18 protein-coding genes, 6 pseudogenes and 1 other annotated feature are annotated in these 25,702 nt (G+C 63.0%); of the genes and pseudogenes, 10 read left to right on the plus strand and 14 right to left on the minus strand.

Going from position 1 to position 25,702, the window contains the following annotated elements:
- Positions 1-144: 144 nt before the first annotated feature.
- Positions 145-1,793, minus strand: a pseudogene (locus A2G06_11620) (chemotaxis protein).
- 273 nt (positions 1,794-2,066) lie between these two features.
- On the opposite strand from A2G06_11620, the gene A2G06_11625 reads away from it, so the two are divergent.
- The 5 genes from A2G06_11625 to A2G06_11645 all read left to right on the plus strand — a co-directional run bounded on the left by A2G06_11625 (position 2,067) and on the right by A2G06_11645 (position 5,649).
- Entirely contained in the window at positions 2,067-3,101 is a 1,035-nt protein-coding gene (locus tag A2G06_11625) for an agmatine deiminase (GenBank protein ANA40816.1), read from the plus strand.
- Positions 3,089-3,973 carry an acyltransferase gene (locus A2G06_11630; protein ANA40817.1) on the plus strand — a complete coding sequence of 295 codons (885 nt, stop codon included), beginning with the start codon at positions 3,089-3,091 and terminating at the stop codon, positions 3,971-3,973. Before A2G06_11625 ends, A2G06_11630 begins: the two co-directional genes overlap by 13 nt.
- A 27-nt stretch (positions 3,974-4,000) precedes the next feature.
- On the plus strand, positions 4,001-4,516 hold the full coding sequence (locus A2G06_11635) for a hypothetical protein (GenBank protein ID ANA41671.1): 516 nt from the start codon (positions 4,001-4,003) through the stop codon (positions 4,514-4,516).
- 69 nt (positions 4,517-4,585) lie between these two features.
- Entirely contained in the window at positions 4,586-5,188 is a 603-nt protein-coding gene (locus tag A2G06_11640) for a hypothetical protein (protein ANA40818.1), read from the plus strand.
- 182 nt (positions 5,189-5,370) lie between these two features.
- The gene (locus tag A2G06_11645; protein ANA40819.1) at positions 5,371-5,649 is read left to right on the plus strand and encodes a cytochrome C; all 279 of its coding nucleotides are present in this window, start codon (positions 5,371-5,373) and stop codon (positions 5,647-5,649) included.
- Positions 5,650-5,703: 54 nt separating this feature from the next.
- Here the strand turns inward: A2G06_11645 and A2G06_11650 are convergent.
- Positions 5,704-7,208, minus strand: a pseudogene (locus tag A2G06_11650) (glycogen synthase).
- 170 nt (positions 7,209-7,378) lie between these two features.
- Here A2G06_11650 and A2G06_11655 point away from each other — a divergent pair.
- Positions 7,379-8,032 (plus strand): hypothetical protein, encoded by a 654-nt coding sequence (locus A2G06_11655; GenBank protein ANA40820.1) that lies wholly within the window; start codon positions 7,379-7,381, stop codon positions 8,030-8,032.
- A gap of 70 nt (positions 8,033-8,102) precedes the next feature.
- Here the strand turns inward: A2G06_11655 and A2G06_11660 are convergent, their stop codons facing one another.
- Positions 8,103-9,404: a guanine permease gene (locus A2G06_11660; protein ID ANA40821.1), complete on the minus strand. Its 1,302-nt coding sequence runs from the start codon at positions 9,402-9,404 to the stop codon at positions 8,103-8,105.
- A 146-nt stretch (positions 9,405-9,550) separates the two neighbouring features.
- Positions 9,551-9,634, plus strand: a binding site (cyclic di-GMP riboswitch class I).
- 81 nt (positions 9,635-9,715) lie between these two features.
- Here A2G06_11660 and A2G06_11665 point away from each other — a divergent pair.
- Positions 9,716-10,266 (plus strand): annotated as a pseudogene (locus tag A2G06_11665) (hypothetical protein).
- A 57-nt stretch (positions 10,267-10,323) separates the two neighbouring features.
- Here A2G06_11665 and A2G06_11670 read toward each other — a convergent pair.
- From A2G06_11670 to A2G06_11715, 10 genes and pseudogenes are all read right to left on the minus strand, one after another.
- On the minus strand, positions 10,324-10,881 hold the full coding sequence (locus A2G06_11670; protein ID ANA40822.1) for a hypoxanthine-guanine phosphoribosyltransferase: 558 nt from the start codon (positions 10,879-10,881) through the stop codon (positions 10,324-10,326).
- Between the two features lie 134 nt (positions 10,882-11,015).
- Positions 11,016-12,656 (minus strand): transporter, encoded by a 1,641-nt coding sequence (locus A2G06_11675; GenBank protein ANA40823.1) that lies wholly within the window; start codon positions 12,654-12,656, stop codon positions 11,016-11,018.
- A gap of 11 nt (positions 12,657-12,667) precedes the next feature.
- Positions 12,668-13,089, minus strand: a pseudogene (locus tag A2G06_11680) (hypothetical protein).
- A 190-nt stretch (positions 13,090-13,279) separates the two neighbouring features.
- Positions 13,280-13,999 (minus strand): DNA mismatch repair protein MutS, encoded by a 720-nt coding sequence (locus tag A2G06_11685; GenBank protein ANA41672.1) that lies wholly within the window; start codon positions 13,997-13,999, stop codon positions 13,280-13,282.
- A 12-nt stretch (positions 14,000-14,011) separates the two neighbouring features.
- A pseudogene (locus A2G06_11690) lies at positions 14,012-14,835 on the minus strand (chemotaxis protein MotB).
- A gap of 83 nt (positions 14,836-14,918) precedes the next feature.
- Positions 14,919-16,133: a hypothetical protein gene (locus tag A2G06_11695; protein ANA40824.1), complete on the minus strand. Its 1,215-nt coding sequence runs from the start codon at positions 16,131-16,133 to the stop codon at positions 14,919-14,921.
- A gap of 95 nt (positions 16,134-16,228) precedes the next feature.
- On the minus strand, positions 16,229-16,957 hold the full coding sequence (locus A2G06_11700) for a hypothetical protein (protein ID ANA40825.1): 729 nt from the start codon (positions 16,955-16,957) through the stop codon (positions 16,229-16,231).
- A gap of 48 nt (positions 16,958-17,005) precedes the next feature.
- Positions 17,006-18,525, minus strand: a pseudogene (locus A2G06_11705) (lytic transglycosylase).
- A gap of 144 nt (positions 18,526-18,669) precedes the next feature.
- Entirely contained in the window at positions 18,670-20,337 is a 1,668-nt protein-coding gene (locus A2G06_11710) for a GTPase HflX (protein ANA40826.1), read from the minus strand.
- A gap of 57 nt (positions 20,338-20,394) precedes the next feature.
- Positions 20,395-21,165, minus strand: a complete 771-nt coding sequence (locus tag A2G06_11715; GenBank protein ANA40827.1) for an enoyl-ACP reductase — start codon at positions 21,163-21,165, stop codon at positions 20,395-20,397.
- A 143-nt stretch (positions 21,166-21,308) separates the two neighbouring features.
- Between A2G06_11715 and A2G06_11720 the strand changes: the two genes are divergently transcribed.
- Positions 21,309-22,961 (plus strand): metal-dependent phosphohydrolase, encoded by a 1,653-nt coding sequence (locus A2G06_11720; protein ANA40828.1) that lies wholly within the window; start codon positions 21,309-21,311, stop codon positions 22,959-22,961.
- Between the two features lie 166 nt (positions 22,962-23,127).
- On the opposite strand, the gene A2G06_11725 is transcribed toward A2G06_11720, so the two are convergent.
- A complete protein-coding gene (locus A2G06_11725) occupies positions 23,128-23,394 on the minus strand; it encodes a hypothetical protein (GenBank protein ID ANA40829.1) in 267 nt (88 codons plus the stop codon).
- 193 nt (positions 23,395-23,587) lie between these two features.
- Here A2G06_11725 and A2G06_11730 point away from each other — a divergent pair, with 193 nt between their 5' ends.
- Together A2G06_11730 and A2G06_11735 are read left to right on the plus strand one after the other, a co-directional pair.
- Positions 23,588-24,565, plus strand: a complete 978-nt coding sequence (locus A2G06_11730) for a nitrogen fixation protein NifR (GenBank protein ID ANA40830.1) — start codon at positions 23,588-23,590, stop codon at positions 24,563-24,565.
- The gene (locus tag A2G06_11735; GenBank protein ID ANA40831.1) at positions 24,562-25,653 is read left to right on the plus strand and encodes a PAS domain-containing sensor histidine kinase; all 1,092 of its coding nucleotides are present in this window, start codon (positions 24,562-24,564) and stop codon (positions 25,651-25,653) included. The genes A2G06_11730 and A2G06_11735 overlap by 4 nt, the downstream gene beginning before the upstream one ends.
- Positions 25,654-25,702 lie beyond the last annotated feature (49 nt).

Genomic DNA, 25,702 nt, shown 5'->3' on the forward strand with positions numbered 1-25,702 from the left:
CCTCAGCCGCCATTCCGTGAACGTATACGCACGCCGGGCACCGGACAGCGTATACGTTTGCCCTCGCGAGACAAAAAAAGGGCCGGTCGAAACCGGCCCCTGACAGGGGGGAACTGATGGGGTTTTGCGGATATCAGACGATGCTCAGGCGAGCTTGAACTTGCACACCAGGCCCTGAAGCTCCTCGGCAAGTTTCGCCAGTTGTTCTGCGGCCTGGGCCGACTCCTCGGCGCCTCGCGCGGTGAGTTGGACCACCTCGGTGATCTGCTGAATGTTGTTGTTTATCTCCCCCGTGGTTGCGGTCTGCTCCTCGGCGGCGGTGGCAATCTGGCTCACCTGCATGGTAACGCCGCCGATCTGCTCCAGGATCGCCTGCAGGGCCTCGCCCGACTTGGATGCGTTGGAAGTCCCTTTTCCCACCTCCCTGACCCCCTCTTCCATGGAGATCACGGCCCCCTTGGTTTCCCCCTGGATCGCCTTGATCATCTGGGAGATCTCCTTGGTGGCCTTGGTGGTCCGTTCCGCCAAGGCCCGCACCTCGTCGGCGACCACGGCGAAGCCGCGCCCCTGCTCGCCGGCACGGGCCGCTTCGATGGCAGCATTGAGAGCAAGGAGATTGGTCTGGTCGGCGATATCCTGGATGGTGCCGATGATCTCGCCGATCTGGTCGCTCCGCTCACCCAGGGATTCGACGGTGTGCGCTGAATCCTTGACCCGCTCGGCAATGTGGTTCATGACGGTGAGGGTCTCCTGGACCACATCCGAACCGGTCTCGGCCCGGTCATTGGCATGGCGGGAGCTCTCGGCGGCCAGGGAGCAGTTGTGGGCGATCTCGGCCGAGGTGGCGGCCATCTCCTCGCTGGCCGTGGCCACGGTGGCGGCCTGCTGGGCCACTTCCTCGGCGCCGGTGGACATCTGGGTGGATGTGGCATGGAGCTGGGTCGCCGCGGCAGTCACCTGGGAGGCGTTCTGGGCTACCATGCCGATGATCTCGTTGATCTTGGTCGCGGTACTATTCACCTCGCGCGCCAGCAGCCCCATTTCGTCGGCACTGTCGACGTCGGCCCGGGCCGTCAGGTCACCGGATGCCACGCTGGTGAGAACGTCGAGCACCTTGTTGAGCGGGGCACTGATGGAACCGGCGATGGCCATGCCCGCAACGGCGGCAAAGCCGACCACGGCCAGCACGATCACCACCATCACGATGAACGAACGCCGGTACGAGGCCATGTCCGCTTCGTACATCCGGTGAGCTCCTGCGATATTTTCCTGCACCATCGATGCGATGATCTTGCCGGGGTGTCGTAGAGGGGGGCCACGCTCTGGGTGGCAAAGGCCACGGCCTCGGCCCGGCCCGCCTCATCGCCCTTGGCGGCAGCGGCCTTGATCTGTTCGGCGAGTCTCGTCCCCTTCTCCATGTAGGATTCAAAACCGCCCCTGAACTCGGCAAGGGATTTTTTGTCACCATCCGTCAGTTCCTGCTTGCCCAGATCGCCGAGGATCTGCTTGATCCTGTCGGCGGTCTTCAGAAACTCCTGTTCCTTACCGGCAATCTTTTCCGCATCTTTCATGGCGAGCATGTAGACGAGCGCCAGCCGCATCTCCAGGAAATCGCTCTTCATGCCGGAAAAGCCCGCCACGCGTTCCATGCCGGTGTTGGCCTCCTTCACGCTGTTGCTCAGGGCGCGCATATTGTTGAGTGCCATTGCTCCCAGCACCACGAGCCCCAGACACCCTGCGGCCACCAGGGCGAAAATCTTTGTCCTCACTTTCAAGTCCCGCCACGCTTTCATCGTATCCAGTCTCCTTCCAGAATAAAGATAATTTCCTAACTCGACATAACCAGCTAATGTTATTATCATTTACATAAGCATATCGGCACGATCCGACCAAACTTTAGAAAAAAGCAATTCAATACCAAAACAGCAACAATTCCATGTCAGTTCAGAGAACATGAATATTTAACAACGATTACACAGCCCTGGTATCGGAAATGATCCATTGCATTCCGCCCCCGATTTCCCTAGACTTATTTTTTTAATCCCATGCCGTCAGGAAGTATCGCCATGACCATACGCCTCCCCGCAGAGTGGGAAGAGCAGGACGGGGTGCTCATCGCCTGGCCCCATCCCGACAGTGACTGGCACCCCTGGCTCCGGCTGGTGGAGCCGGTCTTCGCCCAGATCGTCCGAGAGATCACCCGGTTCGAGACCGCCCTGGTGGCGGCGGCCGACGGCGAGCGGACCGCCGCGCTCCTGGAGGCCGTGGGCGCCCGCATGGACCGGGTAACCATCGTGGAACTTCCCACCAACGATACCTGGGCCAGGGACTTCGGCCCCCTTACCGTGGAGCGGGACGGTCGTCCCGTGCTGCTGGATTTCGGTTTCAACGGCTGGGGCCTCAAGTTCGCCGCGGACCGGGACAACCTGGTGACCCGCCGCCTTGGCCACCTGGGCGTTTTCGGCCATATCCCCACCGAAACGGTGGGGCTCGTCCTGGAGGGGGGAAGCATTGAAAGCGACGGCCGGGGCACGATCCTCACCACTGCCGAGTGCCTTCTGAATCCCAACCGCAACCCCCACCTCTCGCGGACGGAGATTGAGGAGGCTCTTGCCTGCCACCTGGGGGCCGAGCGGGTCCTGTGGCTCGAGAACGGCTTCCTGGCCGGAGACGACACCGACTCCCACGTGGACACCCTGGCCCGCCTGGCACCGGACGATACCATCGTCTACGTCCGCTGCGACGACGCCGCTGACGAGCACTATGCGGCGCTCTTCATGATGGAGAAGGAGCTGGCGAACCTGCGCACCCGCGAAGGGAGCCCCTACCGGCTCATCCCCCTCCCCTGGCCCCGGGCCTGCTTCGATCACGAGGGACAGCGGCTGCCGGCCACCTACGCCAACTTCCTCGTCATCAACGGCGCCGTTCTGGTCCCGGTCTACGACGACCCGGCGGACGAGGCGGCCCTGGAGGCCATTGGCCGGGCGTTTCCAGACCGCGAGATCGTCGGCATCGACTGCCGGCCCCTCATCATGCAGCACGGTTCCCTCCACTGTGTAACCATGCAGTTGCCCAAAGGAGTTCTGTCATGTCCAAACTGAGCGTCGCCCTTGTCCAGCAGAGCTGCACCGCCGACAAGGATCTGAACCTTGCCAAGAGCATCGAGAACATCCGCAAGGCGAGCGTCCTGGGCGCGCGGCTCGTGGTGCTCCAGGAACTGCACGCGGGGCCCTACTTCTGCCAGAACGAGGATACCGCCCATTTCGACTTGGCCGAGCCGATTCCCGGCCCCACCACGGAACTGCTCGGCGGCGTGGCCAAGGAATTCGGCGTGGTGCTCGTCTCCTCGCTGTTCGAGCGGCGGGCTGCGGGGCTCTACCACAACACCGCCGTGGTCTTCGAGAAGGACGGCTCCATGGCCGGCACCTACCGGAAAATGCACATCCCCGACGACCCGGGCTATTACGAGAAGTTCTACTTCACCCCCGGCGACCTGGGCTTCGAGCCGATCCGGACCTCGGCGGGGAACCTCGGGGTCCTGGTCTGCTGGGACCAGTGGTATCCCGAAGCCGCCCGGCTCATGGCCCTGGCCGGCGCCGACCTCCTCATCTATCCCACGGCCATCGGCTGGGACCCCCGTGACGAGGACGGGGAAAAGATCCGCCAGAAGGATGCCTGGGTCACCATCCAGCGAAGCCATGCCGTGGCCAACGGCATCCCGGTGGTGAGCGTCAACCGGGTGGGGCATGAGGCGGACCCCTCGGGAGTTCTCCCCGGCAGCCAGTTCTGGGGCTCCAGCTTCGTGGCCGGCCCCCAGGGCGAGATCATTGCCCAGGCATCCAACGACGGCGAGGAACTGCTCATCGCCGAACTGGATCTGGCCCGCAGCGAGGCGGTCCGGCGCATCTGGCCCTTCCTGCGCGACCGGCGGATCGACGCCTACGGAGACCTGCTGCGCCGCTACCGGGACTGAGAGGCCCCCATGCTCCAAGACAAGGAATTGCTCGAAGCGCTCTCCGGCGCCCGAGTGCTCACCTCCATGATCACGCCGGCGGTGCTCATTTCCGCCGCGGGCACCCTCATTTTTTCCACCTCCAACCGGCTGGGGCGCGTGTTCGACCGGGTCAACGGCCTGAAAAGCGAGATCGAGTCGGTCCTTGCCGGAACGCTCCCCTTTGCGGCGGAACGGATGGCGTTCCTGAGGGTACAGGTGCAGAAACAGCGGGTCCGCGCCCGGCTCATCCAACACGCCCTGGCGGCCCTCTACACGGCAACGGGCCTCTTCGTGGCATCGAGCCTCGGCATCGCCTTCAACGTGGCCTACGGCAGCAGCGACACCAGTTGGATCCCCACCGCCCTCGCCCTGGCCGGCGGCCTCTTCCTCTTCGCCGCCAGCGCCATCCTCATCTACGAAAGCCGCCACAACCTCACCTTCATCAACCGCCACATCGATTTCGTGGAATATCTGGAAGAGCAGTACGGCAAGCAGAACGGAAAACCCGCGGACGACATTTGAAATTCGCTTTCAATTTGTTACACTACTCTTTAAAAGATGGACATTTTCCCTTTGTGAGGAGGTCGTGTCATGGTCGGAGGCATCGGCATGGGTGGAGTCGGCTCACCGCATTCAGCGGAACGGGACCGGCGCAACGACGAACTCCTCCGCGGAGCGGAGCGAAAGGGTGACAAGGACGTCCGGAACGAGGTCAAAGACCGGGTAACTATCGGCGAATCCCCCGGGGAAACCAGGGAGGTCACCTATGGCAAGCCGCTGGACCGGGAGCAGTTCCTTGATTCGAAGTTTCTCATGCTGCGCGAGCTGGTGGCGAAGACCTTCACGGAGCAGGACATTGCCACGGCCATCGATGCGGGCGGGGGGAAAACGGTAAACCTGGAGGACCTGACCCCCGATGAGGCGGCAAAGCTGGTGGCGGACGACGGTTACTGGGGGGTTGAACAGACGTCGGACCGCATCGTGGAGTTTGCCGCCTCCCTGGCCGGAGGCGATGTGGCCCTCCTGGAAAAGATCAAGGAAGGTGTCGTGAAGGGCTTCGACATGGCCAAGAAGGATTTCGGCATGGAGTTGCCCGAGATATCCCGGAAAACCTTTGAAGCCGTCATGCGAAAGCTGGATGAATGGGCGCAGCAGGCAGGCGCGAAGCCGGAGGGAGAGGAAGCGGCCACCTGAGACGGGTGCCGGCAGCCCTGCCGGCGCGGGTAACCGGCAGAACAGCGGAGGTGGGCCGTTCGAGCGCAGCAAGGATTCCGGCACCGGCCTGATAACTAAAGAAAAATGTGTGGTGCTCCTTGCAAAGGGGCCGTGTCCCCGTACAATTGGGGGCAGACTTTCGCACTAAAAGGAGGAGCGCCATGAAACGACTGATAGCAGCCGCACTACTCACCCTGTTCTGTGCCGGCCTCGCCGTTGCCCACGACACGGTCGTGGTCCTGGAAGCAAAGAACGGCAACGTCACCTTCGACCACAAGAAGCACGCCGGGGTGAAGGGCGAATGCAAAGCCTGCCACGAGACCGAGGCAGGGGGCAAGATCGCCGGCATGGGCAAGGACTGGGCCCACAAGACCTGTACCGGCTGTCACAAGGAGATGGGGAAAGGCCCCACCAAGTGCGGCGAATGCCACAAGAAGTAACAGTTGATTCCTGGAGAAAAAAGGGGGATGGCCACTGGCCATCCCCCTTTTTCATCATCCCCCGAAACGCCTGACAAAGACGCCCACGCCGAGCCGTTTGCGCAGCGCCCGGAAGTAGAGCTCCTCATACGCGCCCGCCGAATCCTCCCAGGTGAACCGTTGTGCCATGGCATTGCCGATGAGGGCTGACATGGCGTCCTTGCGGTGGTACCAGGTATGGACCGCCCACCCCACCGTGTCGAACAATGAGTCGGCATCGTGGCTCCAGAACTTGAAGCCGTTGCCGGTCAGGTTCTGCTCGTCGAAGTTCTCCACGCTGTCGTCGAGTCCCCCGGTGGCCCGGACAACGGGAAGCGTGCCGTAGCGCAGCGAGTACATCTGGTTGAGCCCGCACGGCTCGAAGGCCGACGGCATCACGAAGAAGTCGCTCCCCGCCTCGATCCGGTGGGACAGCCCGTTGTTGTAGCCGATATATAGCCCGAACTGTTCGGGACAGGCGCTCTTCACGTCTCCGAAGTAGAAGTGCGACCAGGGCTCGCCCGCCCCCAGCATGACGACCTGTACGTCCAGGGCGAGGATGCGGGGAATCGCTTCGGCCAGGATGTCGATCCCCTTCTGCTTCACCAGCCGCCCCACCATGCCGAACAACGGCACGTCCTCCCGCTCGGGCAGGCCGAAGAACCGCTGCACGTCACGCTTGCACAGCTTCTTGCCCGACAGGTCGGCACTGGAATAGTTCGCCACGATGTGCGGATCGGTCTCCGGGTTCCACTCGTCGTAATCAACGCCGTTGAGGATGCCGACCAGATCGGCGGCCCGTGCCCGCACTACGCCGTCGAGCCCCCACCCGTACTCCGGCGTCTGCATCTCCCGGGCGTAGCCTCGCTCACGGTGTTAAGGACCGTGGCGTGATAGATGCCCCCCTTGAGCAGGTTGGTCTGGTTGTCCTTTTCGAGCCCCAGAAAGGTGAAGTGCTCCCAGCCGATGCCCAGGACCTCCATGGCGCCGGGGTAGAAATTCCCCTGGTGCTGCATGTTGTGGATGGTGAGCACCGATGCGGCACCGCCCACCAGGGGGTCGTCGCGGTAGAGGGTGTTCAGGAATACGGGCACCGCGGCCGTGTGCCAGTCGTGGGCATGGAAGACATCGGGCGCGAAGCCGATCATCCTGGGCAGTTCCATGGCGGCCCGGGAAAGGAAGATGAACCGGTTGTCGTTGTCCATGTAGCCGATGTTGTCTTCCTCGTAGAGCCCTTCCCGGCCGTAGTACCCCTCGTGTTCGAGGAAATAGACCGGCACGTCGGAGCCGGGAAGCCGCCCCTCCCAGACGCCGCAGTACTGGTTGCCCATGATCCCCATGGGGACCACGAGCACGCCGGGAAGCCGCGTCAGTCCGTACCGCTCCGGGTCGATCCGGTAGTAGCGCGGCATCACCACCCGCACATCGTGCCCCATGCGGGCCAGGTATCTGGGCAGCACCCCCACCACGTCCGCAAGCCCCCCCTCCTTGGCGAAGGGGACGCACTCGGATGCAGCCATGAGGATGTTCAGTCGTGTCATGTCGAATGCTCCGTAATGTGGAAATGGAAGTCAATCCGGGGAATTGTAGCCCGAACCCCCGGCGGCTCAAAGCAAAAATTCCATGCAGCGGCAATCTCTTCGTTCCTGACGGGCCATAACTTGTGATAGGCTCATGAATACCATCGTCACCCCTCACAGGAGAACCAGCAATGACCGACCTGCCCCAATCCTCCGGCGAACGCCATATCGAACGGATCATGGAGGAGCTCGACCCCTCATCGGAGCGCTTTCAGGTACTGGAAACCGCGAAAAAGTTCAAATCATCCTGGGTGGAGCTGGGCGACCGACTGCTCGGCGTGAACAACCGCAATCTCTACCGGGACTGGGGATACGGCAGCTTCGAAGAATATTGCACCAGGGAAGTCCGCATCAAGAAGGAAACGGCCCGGAAGCTGACGCTGGCCTATCGCTTCATGGAGCAGCACGAACCCCAGCTCCTGGCCCGGCGGGAAGAACCCCGTCCCCTCCCCGACTACCGCTCCATCGATCTCCTGCGCCAGGCCCGGGAGGAAAAGGGCTTTTCAGAACAGGAATACGCCGACCTGCGCAAGCGGGTCGTGGAGGAGGAGCGGAGCCACCCCACGGTGCTGAAGCAGTTCAAGGAGGTCGCCGGGAGCAGGCAGGAGCCGGTGCGTGACCCGGCGGTCGCGGTCAAGGGCGCTCTTGCCGCGGCGCGGCGCCTCGAAACCGCCCTGGCCGGGGTGGACGGGCTGTCGGACGGGCATCGGGAAGCGGTGAGAGGGCTGGTTACCCACCTGGAGAATGAACTGGAGGAACTGGCCGTGACGGTCGAGCACGGCTAAGGTTTCCCGCCCCGACGCAAAAAGGCCCGCCACCATGTGCGGGCCTTTTTGCGTCGGAGATCCGCCACGCTCACATCTTGGGGAAAAAGACGAACAGCAGCACCGCGAGCCCCGCCAGCACCCACATGCCTGCAGAGACCTGGTGCCTCTTGCCGGCGGCGGTCTTGAGCAGGGGGTAAGTGAGAAGCCCCGTGCTCATGCCGACCCCGATGTTGTACGTGAAAATCATCAGCACAATGGTGAGGAAGGCTGGAACCAGCTCGGTAAAGTCCTCGAAATCGATCCGGCGGAGCGGCTCGATCATGAAGGAACCGATCACGATGAGGGCGATGCCGTAGGCATGGGGAGGCACGATGGTGAAGAGCGGGGCGAAAAAGAGGGACAGCAGGAAGAGCCCCGCCACCACCAGGGCCGTGAAGCCGGTGCGCCCCCCCTCCTCAATGCCGGTGGCCGATTCGATGTAGGCGCCGGTAGTGGAGGTGCCCAGCAGCGGCGCCACGGTAGTGGCGAGGGCATCGGCCAGCATCGGCTTCTCGATCTCCGGCAGGTTACCCTGCTCGTCCAGCAGATCGGCCCGCATGGAAAGGCCGATGAGGGTGCCAACCGTATCGAGGAACGCCATGATGAAAATGGTAAGGACCACGGGGAAGAAGCGGATGTCGAGGGCATCGCCGATGTTGAGCTGAAACAGGATCGGCGAGAGATCCGGCGGCATGCTCACGAATTCGGTCGGCATGGGCGTCACTCCAAAGGCCACCGACAGGACGGTGGTGGCGACGATGCCGATGACGATGGCCCCGTGAATCTTGCGCGTCATGAGAAACACGGTGAGGAGATAGCCGAAGACCGCCAGGAGCACCGACGGTGAGGCGATGTTGCCCATCTTGACCGGCGCCCCCGGCACGCCGAGGGTAACGAGACCGGTTTCGTTCAGGCCGATGAAGGTGAGAAACAGGCCGATGCCCACGGCAAAGGCGCATTTGAGCGAGAGCGGGATCGCCTCGGCCAGCCAACTCCGCACCTTGAAGACGGTCAGGACCGTGAACAGCACGCCCGCCACGAAGACCGCACCCAGGGCAGTCTGCCATGAATAGCCCAGCACCTTGACCACGGTGAAGGCGATAAAGGCGTTCTCGCTCATGTACGGGGCAATGGCAAAGGGGCGGTTGGCGTACAAGGCCATCACCACCGTGCCGAAGACCGCGGCCACGATGGTGGCAGTCGTGGAGGGGCCCCGCGGAATGCCCGCCGCTTCGAGAATGGCGGGATTGACGATGATGATGTACGCCATGGTCAGGAAGGTGGTGATGCCCGCCACCGTCTCCCTGCGGTAGGTGGTGTTGTGGCGGTCGAAGTGAAAAAAATGTTTCATGGACGCCTCAGAAAAGTGGATATGGGTTTCGGACGGCGCTCGGGGTACCAGGGGGTCAGTCCCCTGTTCTGTGACGCCGCTCACAGCAATACCATGCTGCCACAGACTAAAATTGCCTCAACAGATCCATAATCCGTTACGCACTGTTTTCGAAGAGGTAAACCCCGGGCAACCGGGGGGCACAAAGCTGCGGGTCCCGCCGGTAATGGCGGGATAGCCGGGTTGGCGAAGAAACAGTTCCGCGTCCCTCAGGGGGCAGGCTGTTTCTTTTTTTTTGGCCGCGCCCACCACTCACGCACGAAGGAGGAACCATGAAAGCGGCAGTATTGAGTCTCGCCATCCTTCTCGCGGCATCGGCATCGGCCCTTGCCCAGCCGTTGCAGGTGGTCCTTGCAACCACCGCCACGGCCCTTACCGGCACCGTCATCAAGCCGGCGCCCACGGAGTTCTACGGCCTCGAAGTCGTGCTGCAGCTCCCCGTGGGGATCACGCCGAAACTGGACCCGCTCACCCCGGCAGGTACTTCCTCGATCCGGCAACGGTCGTCATGGTGGACAACAGCATGCTGAACACCGGCACGCTCGTCTCATCCGCCCTGACCCCCTCGACGGACCCCACCGTGGGCGACACCGTGAAGTTCCTGCTCGTCAATCCCTACGGGGTCAAGTTCGGGACGTTCGGCTCGCTCTGGTTCGACTTCAAGCCGGGATTCGTGCCGAACTACAACGCGACCACACAGAATGTCAGCAACGCGGACTTCAAGGTCTTGAGCTACCGAGTGCTGGACGTCTCGGGCGCCGAGATTTCCACTGACCAGGCCGCCGCAAGCATCAGCAAAACCTACGTATGGAAGCAACCCTAAGTGGTGCCCGAGCCGTTCAGGGCGTACCGGGGCAATCCCCGGGCCCGCCCTGAACGGCTAATACCCCTTCACCGCATAGATCCCCGGCGCGTTGCGCCAGTATCCCTTGTAATCCATGCCATAGCCGAAGAGGAAACGGTCCGGGGACACAAGCCCCGTGAAGTCGGCTTTCAACCCCGGCCGGGCCTTCCGGTCATGCTCCTTGTCCACGAGCACGGCGGTGAGGACCTCCGCCGCCCCCTCCTGCCGGCACCATTCGGCAATGGCGTCGAGCGTTGCCCCCTCGTCCAGGATGTCATCCACGACCAGAACCGTCCGTTCTCTCAGGTCCACAGCGGGCCGCACCCGCCAGTCAAGGGATTTGCCGAAGATGTGGTGCCCGTAGCGCGTGGCATGGAGGTATTCGATCTCCAGGGGGAACCCGAGCCGGGGCAGCAACTTGCCGGTGACGATGAGCCCCCCGTTCATGACGCAGAAAACCAGGGGATTGGCCTCGGCCAGACGTTCGGTGACCGCGGCGGCAAGCCGGTCGATGGCGGCCTCCACTTCTGCTTCGGAGAAGAGACAGTCGGCCTCTTGGTAGACTTGCTTGATTTCATCGAGAGTTACGGACATGAAAGACCTCGCGGGAACATGACGATCGCAGGCCACAGTAGCCCAAGGCGCTCGCCTTGACAAGCAGGTTGACATGAAAACGACCAGGCCACTTTCACCATGCCCCGCCGGAAGCGGCTGAACCCGGCAGGACATCACATGAGCATCGTAAGCAGTATCTGCACAATGAGAATCTTGCTGATGGTGGCCACGGGATAGACCGAGGCATAGCCGATGTTGGGAAGATCGTTGCCGGTCTGCTCCAGGGCATAGCCGAGAACGGCGGGCTGGGTCTGGAGGCCGGCGACCATGCCGATGAGGATGCTCATGGGAATGTTCATGAGTCTGTGGCCGATCCAGAGGGTGGCAAGGGCCGTAAGGCAGGTGACCACCGCTCCGGCAGCGAAGATGGCCAATCCGCCACCCTTGGCAAGGGTGGTGACGAAGCCGTAGCCCGCCCGCGTGCCGACTCCGGCAAGGAACAATACCAGGCCGATCTGGCGCAGGGTCATGTTGGCGCTGTAGGGCAGGCTCCAGACCATGGAGCCCGACCGGCCGATGGTGCCGAGGATCAGCGCCACTATGAGGGGTCCGCCGGCGAAACCGAGCTTGAGGGTGATGCCGCCGGGCAGGGGGATGGGGATGATCCCGAGCAGAAGTCCCAGGGCCAGCCCCAGACTGAAGGTGAGGATATCCACCTCGCTCACGGCCCGGTAGGAATCGCCGAAAAAGGCCGTCACTTCCGCCATGTGGTCGCGGTGCGTGACGACGCGCACCCGGTCGCCCAGTTCGAGGACCATGTCGTCATGGGGCAGGAAATCGTCGTCGCCGCGCCGGACCCGCGTGATGGTGGCACCGTAGTTCTCGAACAGGTTCAGCTCTCCCAGCTGCCGCCCCGCCACCCGGGGATTCGAGACAAAAATCCGCCGGTAGTCGTACTCGCTCCGGTCAACGGTGATCTCCTCCTCACTCACTTCCCCCAGAAAGGCGGCCACCCGCCGTAATTCCGTCTCAGTCCCCACCGCGGTGACGAGATCGCCCGGCTGGAAGCGGACTTGGGGGCCGGTGAGAAGATATGAATCCCCGCGCCTGATCCGGCCGAAAATCACGTCCCACTTCTCATGGCGGGCCAGTTCGGCCACGGTGTGGCGCCCCGCCCCGGGCCAGGCGATGCGTACCGTCATGCTCCGCAGCGCCTCCGACGCGGTTCCGGCAAGCCTGAGCCGCTTCCCTTCCTCGCCATAATCGATTTTCCAGAGCTTCTGCACCAGGCTGATGGCGAGCACCACCCCCATGACCCCCATGGGGTAGGCCACCGAGTAGCCCACCACCGGTTCGGCCAGCAGCAGTTCACGCAGTTCCGGCGAAGCAATGTGCTTGACGGTTTCCAGGGCCCCGGCCAGGGCGGGGGTATTGGTGAGGCTGCCGGCGAAGAGGCCGGCGGTGACGGTGCCCGTAAGCCCCAGGAGCCGCTGGGCTCCCACGGCAAGCCCGGCGGCGACCAGGAGCATCCCGATGATCAGGGCGTTGTTGCGGACCCCCTCCCGCCGCAGGGACGCCACGAATGCGGGTCCGCTGGAGAGGCCGATGGTATAGACGAACAGGGCGAGGCCCAGGACATAGACGATTTCGGGAAGCTTCAGCTCGGGATGGAGCGATCCCATGGCCAACCCCACGAAGAGCACGGCCGCAACCCCGAGGCTCGATCCCCGGATTTTGATCCTGCCGAGGGGATAGCCGATTGCCGCCACGAGAAACAACACAAGAAGAGGGTTTTCAAGGAGGATTGAAAGCATGGGAGCGGGGCTCACATCCGGAGCGTGGGCTTGATGGTGTCGGGAATGAAGCTCTCGGCCGTGCGCCACCCCTTGCCCGGCACGTGAACGGGCTCGAACCGGTAGGCGATGAAGCGAGAAGGTCAAAGGGAGGCGGCATGTCAGGGTCGTACCGGACCACCTTGTAGCCGATCAGGTCGCCGACGGAGGGAGCGCGGGAGGACTCCTTGAGGGTGCACGCCTCGATGGCCTGGCCGCCATGGCGGTTGGCCAGACGGATGCGGAAGTAGCGCTCCCCCTCGGGACTTACGCGTACAAATTCCTCCACCAGGGCGGGAATCACCGCTTCGAGGAGAATGCGGTTTTCCAGGTTCCGGCAGGCGTAGTCGAAGGCGGCTTCGGCGCTGTCGAAGATGGCGGGATCAGCCTTTTTCCGTTTGAACAGTCCGAACACGACCGCCTCCTGACTGATCCGTGATTACCGCTCGTGTCTCGTGTGGTTAGCCCTTGGAAGCACTTGCGAGGTATTTTGCCTGCTGCCACGGCGCGGCGACGCAGGCCTGGCCCGGCTACGTCAGGGAGCCGTAACGACGGCAGCGGTCAAAAGGACCACAATTACGAGAAATTACTGGCCAATCGGGACACTAGCCCGCTTTGACTCTCATCGTCCGGAGAAAAACAACCACTGCGCCGCTGCCCCCCATGTCCCGGGGGGCCGGCGCAAATTCGGCCACCATGCCCTTGCCCCGCTCCCGGAGCCAGGAAAGGACCGCTCCCTGGAGCACCGGCTCGCCGGAAGAGTTGTTCCCCTTTCCCGTAATGACAAGGACAGCCTTCTGGCCCCTCCGATGGGCACCGGCGATAAACCGCTCCAGGCTCGCCACTGCCTCTTCCCGGGTGAGCCCGTGGAGGTCCAGCTCAAGATCGATCCGTATCTGGCCATTTTTGAGCTGGCGCAACCGGCTCACCGGGCGGGGAGCACCGCTATCGCCCGGCAGGCTTTCGCGAAAATTCACATCGAGCTTCAACCGCGCGATGGCTTCGGCAAAGGCCGCCTGGTCGGCAGCCTCCAGACTCTTCGCCGGATCATCGCCAGCGCCCCGTGCCGGCCCGGCCGGCTCCTTCCGTTGATGCTGCGCCGACTGTCCCTTGTCCGGCCGATCCATCCGGCGCACGCCGGCCATCTCCCTCAGGAAAAGATTCAGATCGTCGGGCTCCGCCATGCTCCGGGGCGGAGGGGGGGCAACCGTCGGCGGCGTTTTCTCCGGGGTGGCCGGCTCGGGACGGAAACCCTTGAGGCCGCTGAAGGGACTGGGGGAGAACTCATTCTTTTTCTGTCCGGATTGCGGACTTTTCTTCTTCATGGACATCGTGCGTCAGGGTGCGTCCTTGGGCACGAGGATGATCTCGATGCGCCGGTTTTTAGCCTTGCCTTCATCGGTGTCGTTGGGAGCCACGGGATGATACTCCCCATAGGCCACGGCAGACAGCACGGCCGGGTCAATCCCCCGGCTCTGGAGGAAACGGGTCACGTTGATGGCGCGGGCCGCGGAAAGCTCCCAGTTGGTGGGGAAGCGCTTGGCAAGATTGCCGACGATCTGGACATTGTCCGTATGCCCTTCGATCCTGATGGCCTTGTCTTTCACATCCTTCAGGATCTCGACCACCTTCTGGAGGATGTCCATTCCCGCCGGCTTCACCTCGGCCTTGCCCGAGTCGAAGAGAATGGCGTCCACCATGTTCACCGTCAGCTTTCCCTTGAGTTCGGAAATGGTCACCTGTCCCTGGGCGATCTCGCCCTTCATCTTGTCGAGCAGGTCCTCGTAGGTCTTGCTCACCTCCCGTACCTGCTCCTCCTTGGCCTTCTGGGTCGAGGCGATGTCGGCCTTCAGGCGGGCATTCTCGGCTTCCAACTGGCTCACCTTCTGGCGCAGCTCCACAATGTTCTGGGAGAGCGAGTCCGATTTCGCCTGGAGCACGCGAGACCGGCAGCCTCGTCCTTGAGCTTGGCAAGGGCACCCTTGAGCCCTTCGTTCTCCGAGGACAGGGCCGTATATTTCTCCTGCAGCGTTGCCAACTCCTTTGACAGGTTATCGGCTTCTTCGACTTTTTTCAGATACTTCCCCTCGCCGACAAGGCAGCCGGACAGCATCAGGGACGAAAGGGACAGCATCGTCAGGATCAGCATTCGTTTCAGCATGGAACCCTCCTTTTCGCTCTGCAACGACTGGCACGGCCCGCCGCGACGAACATCAGCAACGGGCGGCAGTGTCGCGTGTTGAATCATTGGAAAATATACACCGGCACCATGGCGGCCGCAAGCACAAGGGCCTGAGGAATCCACAACCTGTGATAGACTCTGGACATATCCGCCCCGAAATACTCGCGCGTCAGGACGAGACACAGATGGACCGGCGAGATCATGACCCCGGTAAACCCGCTTCCGAACGCAAGCGAAAGCAGCCCCAAAGACGGGGCATCGCCCCCCATCAGCGGCATGAGAATCGGAAAGGTGATCCCCACGAAGGCCACGGTGAGGCCGGTCATAACCCCCGCGAGAAATGGAATGACCGTGATGATGAGCACTGCCGGCAGGCCGCTCTCGGCGAAAAAGCGCGAGATGCCGTCCAGTGCCCCGGTCAGACGCAGAGTCTCCTGAAAGATCATGATCCCGAAGACGAGGGTCATGGCCTTGGGCGATATGCTCTCCCTGAGCGACCGGACAATGGCGGCCGGCGAATACCGGTGGGCCAGGTACATGAGCACGGTCACACCACCCATGACCGGGACCGGATTCACCCGGAAGACCACCACCAGGACCAGGGCTGCCATAATGGGCGACACGGCAGCGAGAAACATCCGCAGCGCCTTCCCCCGCCCCACGGACGTGCTGCTGCCGGCCGGAGTCGGGCCAACCCCCGCGAAGGCGAACACACACCCCCAGAGCACCACCGACAGGGCATAGGGAAGGTTCGCCAGGACGATCTTCTGATAGGGGATGTGCGCCAGTCCGGCCACGAGAATAATGCCGGGATAGAGGGGGGAGACGTATTCCCAGATATGGCGATACCAGTAGTTGACGAACGCCTTCTGGTCGGCGGGGATCGACAGGCGGGACGCGGCCTCGCTCACCATGGGCGCCGAAAAGACCGCCCCGCCCGGAGAGGGCAGCATTCCGATCATTGCCGGCATGGACGCCATGATGAACCGGGCGTCGGGGAAGACCTCGGACAGGCTTTCCACCATCCGCTTCAGGGTACCGGTGGAGCGGAGAATATTCTCCATGATCATGGTGAAAATGAGGGTAGCCGTCATCTCCAGCGCATTGGGAGAGGCCAGCGCCACCCAGGCCCCGGCGAGGAAATCGAGCGGCGGCGTCAGATAGAGAAGCGCCAGGGTCGCCGCTCCGATGAGCATCACGAGTCCCAGGTGCATCGTGCGCCGCAGCAGGAAGACCACCACGACGAGGACGACGAGGGTTCTGAGGAGATCGTTCATGTCCGGCCCGGAAAGAGGCTTGGGTTACCTGCCCGCGAATGAAAAAAGGGACGGAGCCGCCCCTTTTCGTACTGCAATGCGTCCGAGGACGCCGCCTATTTCCGGATGAACCGCCGCTTCATCCCCATGGCGGCCGCCTGTTGCTTCATGACGACGCTCTGGCGCTCCAGGTGAAACTGGAGCCACATCTCGCCGTAGTTCTTCATCTTCATCTTCTTCCCTTCCTTGAGCGCCTCAAGGCTGGCGGTCAGCTTGTCGTCGCCCGGGATCTTCTTGAGGCCCCGCTCCAGGACTTCCCTGGCCTGTCCCATGTCCTCGCATTCGGTCCAGCAGTAGGCATATACGCTCCAGAGCAGCGACTCCTTGGGGCTCCACTGGACCGCCTTCTCAAAGGTCTCCTTCATTTTGTCCCGCTTGTTCCGCTTCATGTAGGTGATGGCGAGCATGGCCATGGCAACCCAGTTTTTGGTGAAGGCCTTCTCAAGATAGGGGAACGCGCCGGAGAAATCCCGTTTCAGGTAGTAGATGATGCCGATCTGGGCGTTGATCTGCCCCTCCACGTAAATCTGCCAGCGGGAGTAGCGGAGGCCCTCTTTCAGGTCGCGGATCGCTTTTTCCACCCGCTGGGCCTGGATATCCCGGGATGCGCTCTCCATGAGGGCCAGAACCTTTTTCATGACCACGCGAGAGATGAGGAGGAATGAGCCGCCGAACAGTGCCAGCCCCACCAGGATGGCCCACCACCAGGCCGAAGTGCCGGCGGCGAGGATGACGACGACAATGGCGATAAGGGCGATCGCGCCGGAAATCAGGAAGTTGTACATTGCAGATGAAGTCCTTTCATTCGTGTGTGCAGTGAGGGATGGCGAGTATTAGCTGTTCTCTCCGCCGTCTACCGGCACCATCGCCCCTTTTTTCTCCACATACTTGGCGACGATGATCCGCTTGCCGGGGTGAAGGGCCATTTTGCCCTTCAAGTTGTTCCACGCGGCCAGAATCCGTTGGGAAATATTGAATTTCTTCGACAGTGAGGCCACGGTGTCGCCCCTTTTGACCGTGTAGTACTTGTTGAATTCGCGGGACTGGTCCTTCTGCGGCGACGCTTGGCAACGGCCCTTTCCGCAGTATCCTCCGGTGCTGCCGGCACCGGCACCAGCAGGGTGCGGCCCCGGATATTCGAGGTCGGCTTCAGCTTGTTCACCTCGGCCAGAGCCCCGGCGCTGGTGCCGTAGCGCCGCGCGATCGCCTGCAGGGTATCCCTTTTCTTCACCCGGTAGCGGCTGTACACGATCCGCTCGATGTAGCGCTGGTCAGGGGGAATCTGGGCGTACGCCTCATCAAAGGATTTTCGCTTTCCCTTGGGGATTTTGAGCTCGTAGTCGGGATAGTCGGGGGGGGTGCACCAGCGGCGCAGTTCCGGATTCAGATCCTTGATGGTCTTGACGTCCACCTCGCAGAGCTTGGCCACCAGGTCCAGGTCGGTGCGCGAAGGGATGGCAACGGAGTCGAATTCGACGGGGGGAAGATACGCCACATCGGCGAAACCGTAGCGGGCCGGCTCCTTTGCGATGATGGCGGCGGCCAGGAGCTTGGGCACGTAATCCTTGGTCTCCCGCTTGAGGTACGACCCCTTGGATATCTCCCAGAAGTCCCGCGTGTTGTATTTGTCGATGGCGCGCAGGATCTTGTTTTCGCCGGCGTTATAGCCTGCCGCGGCCAGATACCAGTCCTGGTTGAAGAGGGAGTAAAGCTCCTTCAGGTACATGGCGGCGGCCACGGTCGACTTGAGGGGGTCGCGCCGTTCGTCGATCCACTGGTCGATCCTCAGGTCATAGCGCTTGCCCGTGCCCGAGATGAACTGCCAGGGCCCCACGGCGCTCGCCACGGAGACGGCGTGGGGGGTGAAGCCGCTCTCGATCATGGCCAGGTAGACCAGGTCCTCGGGAAGCCCTTCCTTCCTGAGAACCTCGCGCATCATGGGGATGTATCGTTCGGAGCGGGAAAGCCAGCGGGAAAAGGACTTGCGGCCGGAGGTCTGGAAATAGGTAATGAAGTACTCTACCTTGCCGTTAAGGGCAAGCGGGATGTCCGACTCGGGGAGGTCCTGGCCGGGGAGCTGCAGTTCGAAGTCATCGACCGGGGATGCCTCGTCCTCCACGACGATGAGCTCTCCCATGGCCGGCTCCAGCGGATTCGCCCGGCGCCCCTCGGCAAGGGGGGCAGCCTTGGACCGCGCCGCTCCCACGCGGGGCAACACTCCCGACAGATCGGCCTGCAACGAACCGTTCCCCAGGGAGGCCAACTCCCGAAGGGGGTTCGCGTGGAAATCGGATGCCTGGGCAATGGGTGTGAACAGCAGGACTATGGCCAGCAGGAAAAAAGATCGATTCATGGGAGCCCTTCCGCGCACTTTCGCGAGGGAATAATGTGGGAAGTCCGGGCCATGCCGGATGCGGCAGTATAGTCGTATTTCACCAACCTGTCAAGATTAGGAGGTTTTTGGGTGATAACCGGTTGAAGGGACAGGCGTTTCGGCTCAGGAGAGGTCGGGCGGCGCATCCGGCCCTGCCTCGTCGGGCCAGAAACGCCGCTCCATCTCCAGCAGGAGCGGTTCAAGGCTCGAACGGTCCACGGCGCTGATGGTGATGGCCCCATGGCGGCGGGCCAACTGGCGGATTTTCATGAATGCCAGGGGACTCTTCCGCTTCAGCTCGGGCACCAGGTCTCCCTTGTTGAACACCACCAGGCGCGGTTTGTCGCCGAGCTTAAGCTCTTCAAGGATCTTTCCCACCTGTCCGATCTGCTCCTCCATGCGGGGATTGGAGCAGTCCACCAGGTGAAGGAGGAGATCCGCGTCCTGGAGCTCTTCCAGGGTCGCCTTGAATGCCCCCAGCAAAGACGCGGGCAGGGAGCGGATGAAGCCGACCGTATCGGTGATGATGACCTCGCGCTCCCGGGGGAAACGGAGCCTGCGGGTTGAGGTATCGAGGGTGGCGAAAAGGAGGTTTTCGGTAAAGACGTCGCTCTTGGTCAGGGCGTTGAGCAGGGTCGACTTCCCCGCATTGGTGTAACCCACGATGGAAACGATGGGAAGGCCGGCCCGCACCCGCTTCTGGCGCCGCTGCTGGCGACCCCGGGAAAGCTCCTCCAGCTCCCGCTCCAGCTTGGCGATGCGGTCCCTGATGCGGCGGCGGTCGATCTCCAGCTTGGTCTCGCCGGGCCCCCGGCCGCCGATCCCCCCCATCAGGCGCGACATCTGCACCCCCCGCCCCGTGAGGCGCGGCAGGATATACTTGAGCTGGGCAAGCTCCACCTGGACTTTGCCGTCGAGGCTCGTGGCCCGGCGGGCGAATATGTCGAGAATGAGCTGGCTCCGGTCTATGACCTTGAGTTCGGTCAGGGCCGAGATGGAACGGACCTGGGCCGGGGAGAGCTCCTGATCGAAGATGAGAAGCGTCGCCCCGAGCTGGAGCGCCCGAATCAGGACCTCCCGCGTCTTGCCCTCCCCCATCAGGTAGCGGGGATTGAACTGGCGGGGACGCTGGATCACGGCATCGAGAACTGCCACGCCGGCGGTGCGGGCCAATTCCCGAAGCTCGTCCATGGAATCCTCGGCCTCCTCCCGGGGCTGCTTCGTGACCGAGATGAGGATGGCCCGCTCCTGACCAGCAGCGACTTCCCGGGACTCGGTGGCAACGGCCTTTTCCAGAGAACGCTCGAGGGTCGAAATGAAGGCGCCGAAATCCATCCGGTGGGCGGCCAATGGCTCGGCTGCCTCCACGCGGTAGGGATGGGCACTGTCATCGGAGGGATTGAGCGACGCGGTCTGGATGGCGAGCCGGCGGTCGTCATCGTGGACCTGGATGACCGCCATGAGGTCGAAGCGCAGGAGCGCCAGGTCGGTGAGGTCGTCCTCGGAAAAGGAACCGCCTCTCAGGTGAGTGTGGATGTAGCGGAGCCCCCGCAGGAGCCGCCGGCCCAGGGGATAGTCGGACAGGTCGGGGATGAAGAGCTCCCGTTCATCGCCGATAATGACATACTCGACTGAGCCGTGGCGGTTGACGAGAATTCCCACCCGCCGGCGGATGTCCCGGGTGATGTCCACCATCCGGGCCGCCAGTTCTGGGGTGATCAGTTCGTCGGGCGGTACCTTGCGCCGGTAGAGCCGTTCAAGGGCCGCCACCTGGCTCGGCTTGAGCCCCATGAGGTTGCCGTGCAGATGTTTGATTGAAAACTCCTTGGCCGGCAGCGGCCCCGTTGGTCAAAGCCCTATGATATTATACCCGCTGTCGACGAAGTGCACTTCCCCGGTCACTCCGCTCGACAGATCGCTGGCCAGATAGAGGGCCGCTCCGGCCACCTCGTCCTGGCTGATATTGCGGCGGAGGGGCGCTTTTTCGGCCACGTGGCCGGCGATCTGGTTGAAGCCGCCCACCCCCGCTGCGGCGAGGGTTTTCAGGGGACCGGCAGAGATGGCGTTGACCCGGATGCCATCGGGACCGACGGCCTCGGCAAGGTACCTGACGCTCATCTCCAGGGCCGCCTTGGCGACCCCCATGACGTTATAGTTCGGGAACACCTTCTGTCCGCCATAGTAGGAAAGCGTGATGATGCTCCCCTGCCGCTCTTTCAGGAGGGGATGGGCTCCCTTGGCCAGGGCGACGAGAGAATAGGCGCTGATGTCCATGGCGAGGGAAAAGCCTTCCCGGCTGGTGTTGAGAAAGGACCCCTTCAGTTCGTCCTTGTTGGCAAAAGCCACCGAATGAACAAGGGTGTCGAGCCCTCCCCACGAACGCTCGACCCGGGCGAAGACCGCCTTGATGTCATCGTCATCGCGAACATCGCAGGGAAGAACAAGGCTCGCCCCGACGCTTTCGGCGAGCGGAATCACCCGCTTGGCCAGGGTTTCGTTGGCATAGGTGACCGCCAGGTCGGCGCCTTCCCGCCGGAACGCCTGCGCAATGGCCCACGCGATGCTTTTCTCGTTGGCGATGCCGAATACGATCGCCTTCTTGCCCGTCAATAGACCCATGAATCCATTCCTCCCACCTAATGCTGTCGACTGTGCCGAGCAGTCCGCTCGGCTCGGTACAGGGGGATAGTAATACAAAAAAACCCCATCGTTGGCAAGACATATGGCGATTTTATGATACAAGTGTGGATGGGGAGGACGCCATGACCGGCACCTACACCGAACTCTTGGAGGGAAGCGAGCGTTTGAGCGGTCTTGCCGACGTGGACGAGGTAATCAAAGCTCTCTCCCGCCTCCTGCGCAAGCTCGTCAAAACCCGATGGATCGCCGTCTATTTCTTTGACCGCGAACGGAGGGATTTCGCCCCGGCCCGCAGCACGGGGCTCCCGGCCCGTTTCGTTCCCGTGTTTCGCGAGATGCCGCTGGCGCCGGACAAGATCCCTCTCCTGAAAGGCATGCTTCGCAAACGGCAGCACCTGATGCTCACGGACCCCGGCTCCTCGGACCTGCTCACCCCGAAGCTCCGGAAACTCCTCCGCAACCTCTGCGTGCTGGCGGTCCCCATGGTGGTCAGGACCCAGGTCATCGGTGCCGTGGTCATGGCCCGCACCCGCGAGCTCCCTCCCTTTTCCGCCGCTGAAACCGCCATCATCCGCGATCTGGTTTCCCACGCGGCACTGGTGGTTTCCCACATGCAGCTCTTTGACGAGTCCCTGGACATGGCCCTGGACCTGGCGGGGCGCATCGACGTGATCCTCACCATCGACGAAATCAACAAGGCCATCTCCTCCTCCCTCTCGCGGGAGAGGATCATGGAGACGGCCATGACACAGGTGGAGCGGATCACCGGCTGCGAGCTCGTGGCGATCCTCCAGGCTGAAGGAGGGGGGCTCACGGTCATGTCGTCCCATGCCTCGGGACTTGAAATCCCCGCCCCCCTCCGCCCCGGCGCGCCCCTTTCGCTGGCGGGCTGTACCGCCTGGACCGCCTTCCGCACCGGCCGCAGCGCGAGCATCGCCGACCTGGCCGACGCCAGGAAGCCCGGCACCGTCTCCCGGACCCTCCTGACCGCCGGTATCCGGTCGCTCCTGGCCATTCCCCTCATGTCGCGCGACCAGGTCAAGGGGGTGCTGCTGTTGGGCGACACGGAACCCGGCACGTTCGCCCGGGGCGAAACGTTCACCATCGAGAAGATCGCATCCCAGATGGCGGTGGCACTGGAAAACGCCCGGCTTTACGAAGACATGCGGAGCCTGTTCTTCAACACCGTGTCCAGCCTGGCCAATGCCATCGATGCCAAGAGCCCCTGGACCAAGGGGCACTCGGAACGGGTCATGCACATCTCGACCCGCATCGCCAAGGAGATGGGTCTTTCGGAACAGGACGTGGAACGGATCCGGCTCGGGGGGCTGCTGCACGATATCGGCAAGATCGGTGTCATCGAGGCGCTTCTGGAGAAGCCGGCGCTCCTCTCGGAGGACGAATTCCCCCCCATGAGGCTTCACCCGGAAAAGGGGGTTGCCATCCTGGCTCCCATTGACCAGTTAAAGGAAGTGCTTCCCATTATCCTCTACCACCACGAGCGGCTGGACGGCTCGGGCTATCCCGAGGGGCTCACCGGCGACCACATCCCCCTGGGGGCGCGCATCGTAGCGGTGGCTGACTCCTTCGACGCCATGGTGTCGGAGCGGCCCTATAAACAAGCCTGCACCCTCCCGGAAGCCCTGGAAGAGCTTCGCGCCGGCGCCGGCAGCCAGTTCGATCCGGCCGTGGTCGAGTGCTTCGGCAGGTACGTCAAGCGGGTGATGGGCAGGGGCGGCGGCACCACGCCCGGGGCGCTCTGGGAGGTCGCCTAAAGGAGCGGTAAGGAGAACCGCGGCGGGCAACGGCCAGGGGCCACTCGTAACAGGGAGTGCCCGGATGTTACGACGGATATGGCAGGGCTGCCCGGGTGGTGCCGCAGGCGCGGCGGGGCTGTGGAGGGGCATTCAAATGGCGTGAGCAGAAGATGTGAGGCAGCGATCAGGGGCGGACGGATTCCTGCCCAGTCTCCTCCGGCGGGGCGGCAGGGGTGGCACTCGCCGGCTCGCGGGCGCCACGCGCTTCTTCCAGCCGCGCAAGACGTTCTTCCACGCGGCCGAGGCGCTGCTCCACCGACTCGAGAAGATCCAGCGCCCGTTCCATCTTCGCCTTGACCGCAAAGACCGCAAAGGGGAGCACCAGCCAGACGGCCACCACGAACAGGCCGAGAATCGCCATCATAACCATCATGCCGCCGAAAATTTCCATCTTCCGCTCCCTGGGCGCTGTTGAGCGATCTCATTCCCGTCGCAGGGTACCCCTCACCCCCTTAAAAGTCAATCACGCCGGAGGGCTGCCCCCTCGGCGGCGCCGGCGCAACACCAAAAAAATGCTTGCGTTTTTCCTGCCCCATGCTACCATGCCTAAATTTTAAGCAACAGGCTCACACAACCGTCAACACATGATCCGTTCTCTTGCCATAGGCTCCCTGACCCTGGGAAACAACCTCATCCTCGCCCCCATGGCCGGGATAACCAACCTTCCCTTCCGCCTTCTGGCCCGCGAGCAGGGGGCAGGTCTTTGCTTCACCGAGATGGTGAGTGTGAACGGACTCGTCCGGGAAGGCAAAAAGAGCTTCGAGCTCCTGCGGAGCGTGCCTGAAGATCGCCCCCTCGGCATCCAGCTTTTCGGCGACGATCCGGACGTCATGGGCCGGGTGGCGGCCATGGTGGAGGAATACGGGGACCTCATCGACATCAACATGGGATGCCCCGTGAAGAAGGTGGTGGGGACCGGCGCCGGGAGCGCCCTCATGCGAGAGCCGGACAAGGTGCGGGCCCTTGTCAGGGCCGTCCGGCGGGCCACGCGGCTGCCGCTGACCGTGAAGATCAGGAGCGGGTGGAGCTGCGAAGACGCCAATTTTCTCCAGATAGCCCGGATTGCCGAGGAGGAGGGATGCGATGCCGTTACGCTCCATCCCCGGAGCAGGGCGCAGATGTTCGAAGGCACGGCCGACTGGACGAAGCTCGCCGAACTGAAGCGGGCCGTCGCCATACCGGTCATCGGCAGCGGCGACCTGTTCAGCGCGGCCGACGTGGCCGCCATGCTCGACCGGACCGGCTGCGACGGGATCATGATCGCCCGCGGCGCATTGGGAAATCCGTGGATCTTCAGGCAGGCCCTGGACCTGATGGCCGGCCGCGAGCCGTCGGTCGCCTCCCCGGCCGAACGATTGGCAGTGGCCTGGAGGCATCTGGCCCTGTTCATGGAAATGGCCGGCGAACGGGTAGCCGCGCGGGAGATGCGCAAGCACCTGGGCTGGTACTCCCACGGACTCCCCGGTGCGGCGCAGTTCCGGAAGGAAATCAACGAGATTGAGGGCAATGGCGCCCTGATGGAGGCGGTGAGCCGCTTTTTCACGGCCGCGGAGGCGCCATGACCCCCGAAGAAAAGAAAGAGGAATTCATTGGCACCGTGATCGACAGTGTCGGCGACGGCGTCATCGTCATCGACCTGGACGGACGGATCGCCCTCATGAACCCCGCTGCGGAGGAGATCACCGGCATTTCGCGACGGCAGGCCCTGGGACATCGCTTTGACCTGGTCTTCCATCGGGAGTCGGTACTGCGGGAAATGGTCGGCAAGACCGCTGCCAGCGGCATGACCATATCCGACCACGAAAACATCGTCATCCGGAAACTGAAGCAACTGACGCCGGTTTCGGCAACCACCTTCCCCCTCATGCTCCCCCATGGCGAAACCATCGGGACTATCCTGGTGGTGCGCGACATCACCAGCATTCGGGAACTGGAAAATGCCGTCCGCAACGCCGACCGGCTCTCAACCCTGGGGACCCTGGCAGCGGGGCTGGCCCACGAGATCAAAAACCCCCTGGGGGGCATCAAGGGAGCGGCCCAGCTCCTGGAGCTGGAGCTGCCCGCCGACAGCGAGCTGCGCGACAACGTCCGGATCATGCTCAAGGAGGTGGAGCGGGTCAATCGGATCGTCGAGGAACTGCTGGCCCTTGCCTCGCCCCGGGGGCTGCAACTGGGCAAGGTGAACCTCCACAAGGTCATCGGCGACATCCTCACGCTCCAGAAGCGCTCGACCGAAGGGAAGAACGTCGCCTTCCAGCAGCAGTTCGATCCCAGCATCCCGCCCATACTTGCCGACGAGGGAATGCTGACCCAGCTCTTCCTGAACCTCGTGAGGAATGCGGTCGAAGCCGTGGGTGACGACGGTTGCGTCCGGGTCGCCAGCCGGGTGATATCCGACTACTCCATGACCCAGAAGGGTGAGCGGCGTTCGCGGATGGTGGCCATCGACGTGGCCGACAACGGCCCCGGCATCCCGCCGGAGCGACTTGGACAGCTCTTCACCCCCTTTTTCACCACCAAAGCCAAGGGAACGGGTCTGGGGCTGGCCATCTGCCAGAAAATCGTGACTGAGCATCGGGGGATGATCAAGGTGGAATCGGCCCCCGGCAAGGGCACCACCTTCACGGTGATGCTCCCTCTGATTCAGTAGCCGGGAACGTTCCCTTGCATGTTCACCCCCATATCCACAGTTCGAGGTC

It is taken from the genome of Geobacter anodireducens, assembly GCA_001628815.1.
Lineage (GTDB): Bacteria > Desulfobacterota > Desulfuromonadia > Geobacterales > Geobacteraceae > Geobacter > Geobacter anodireducens.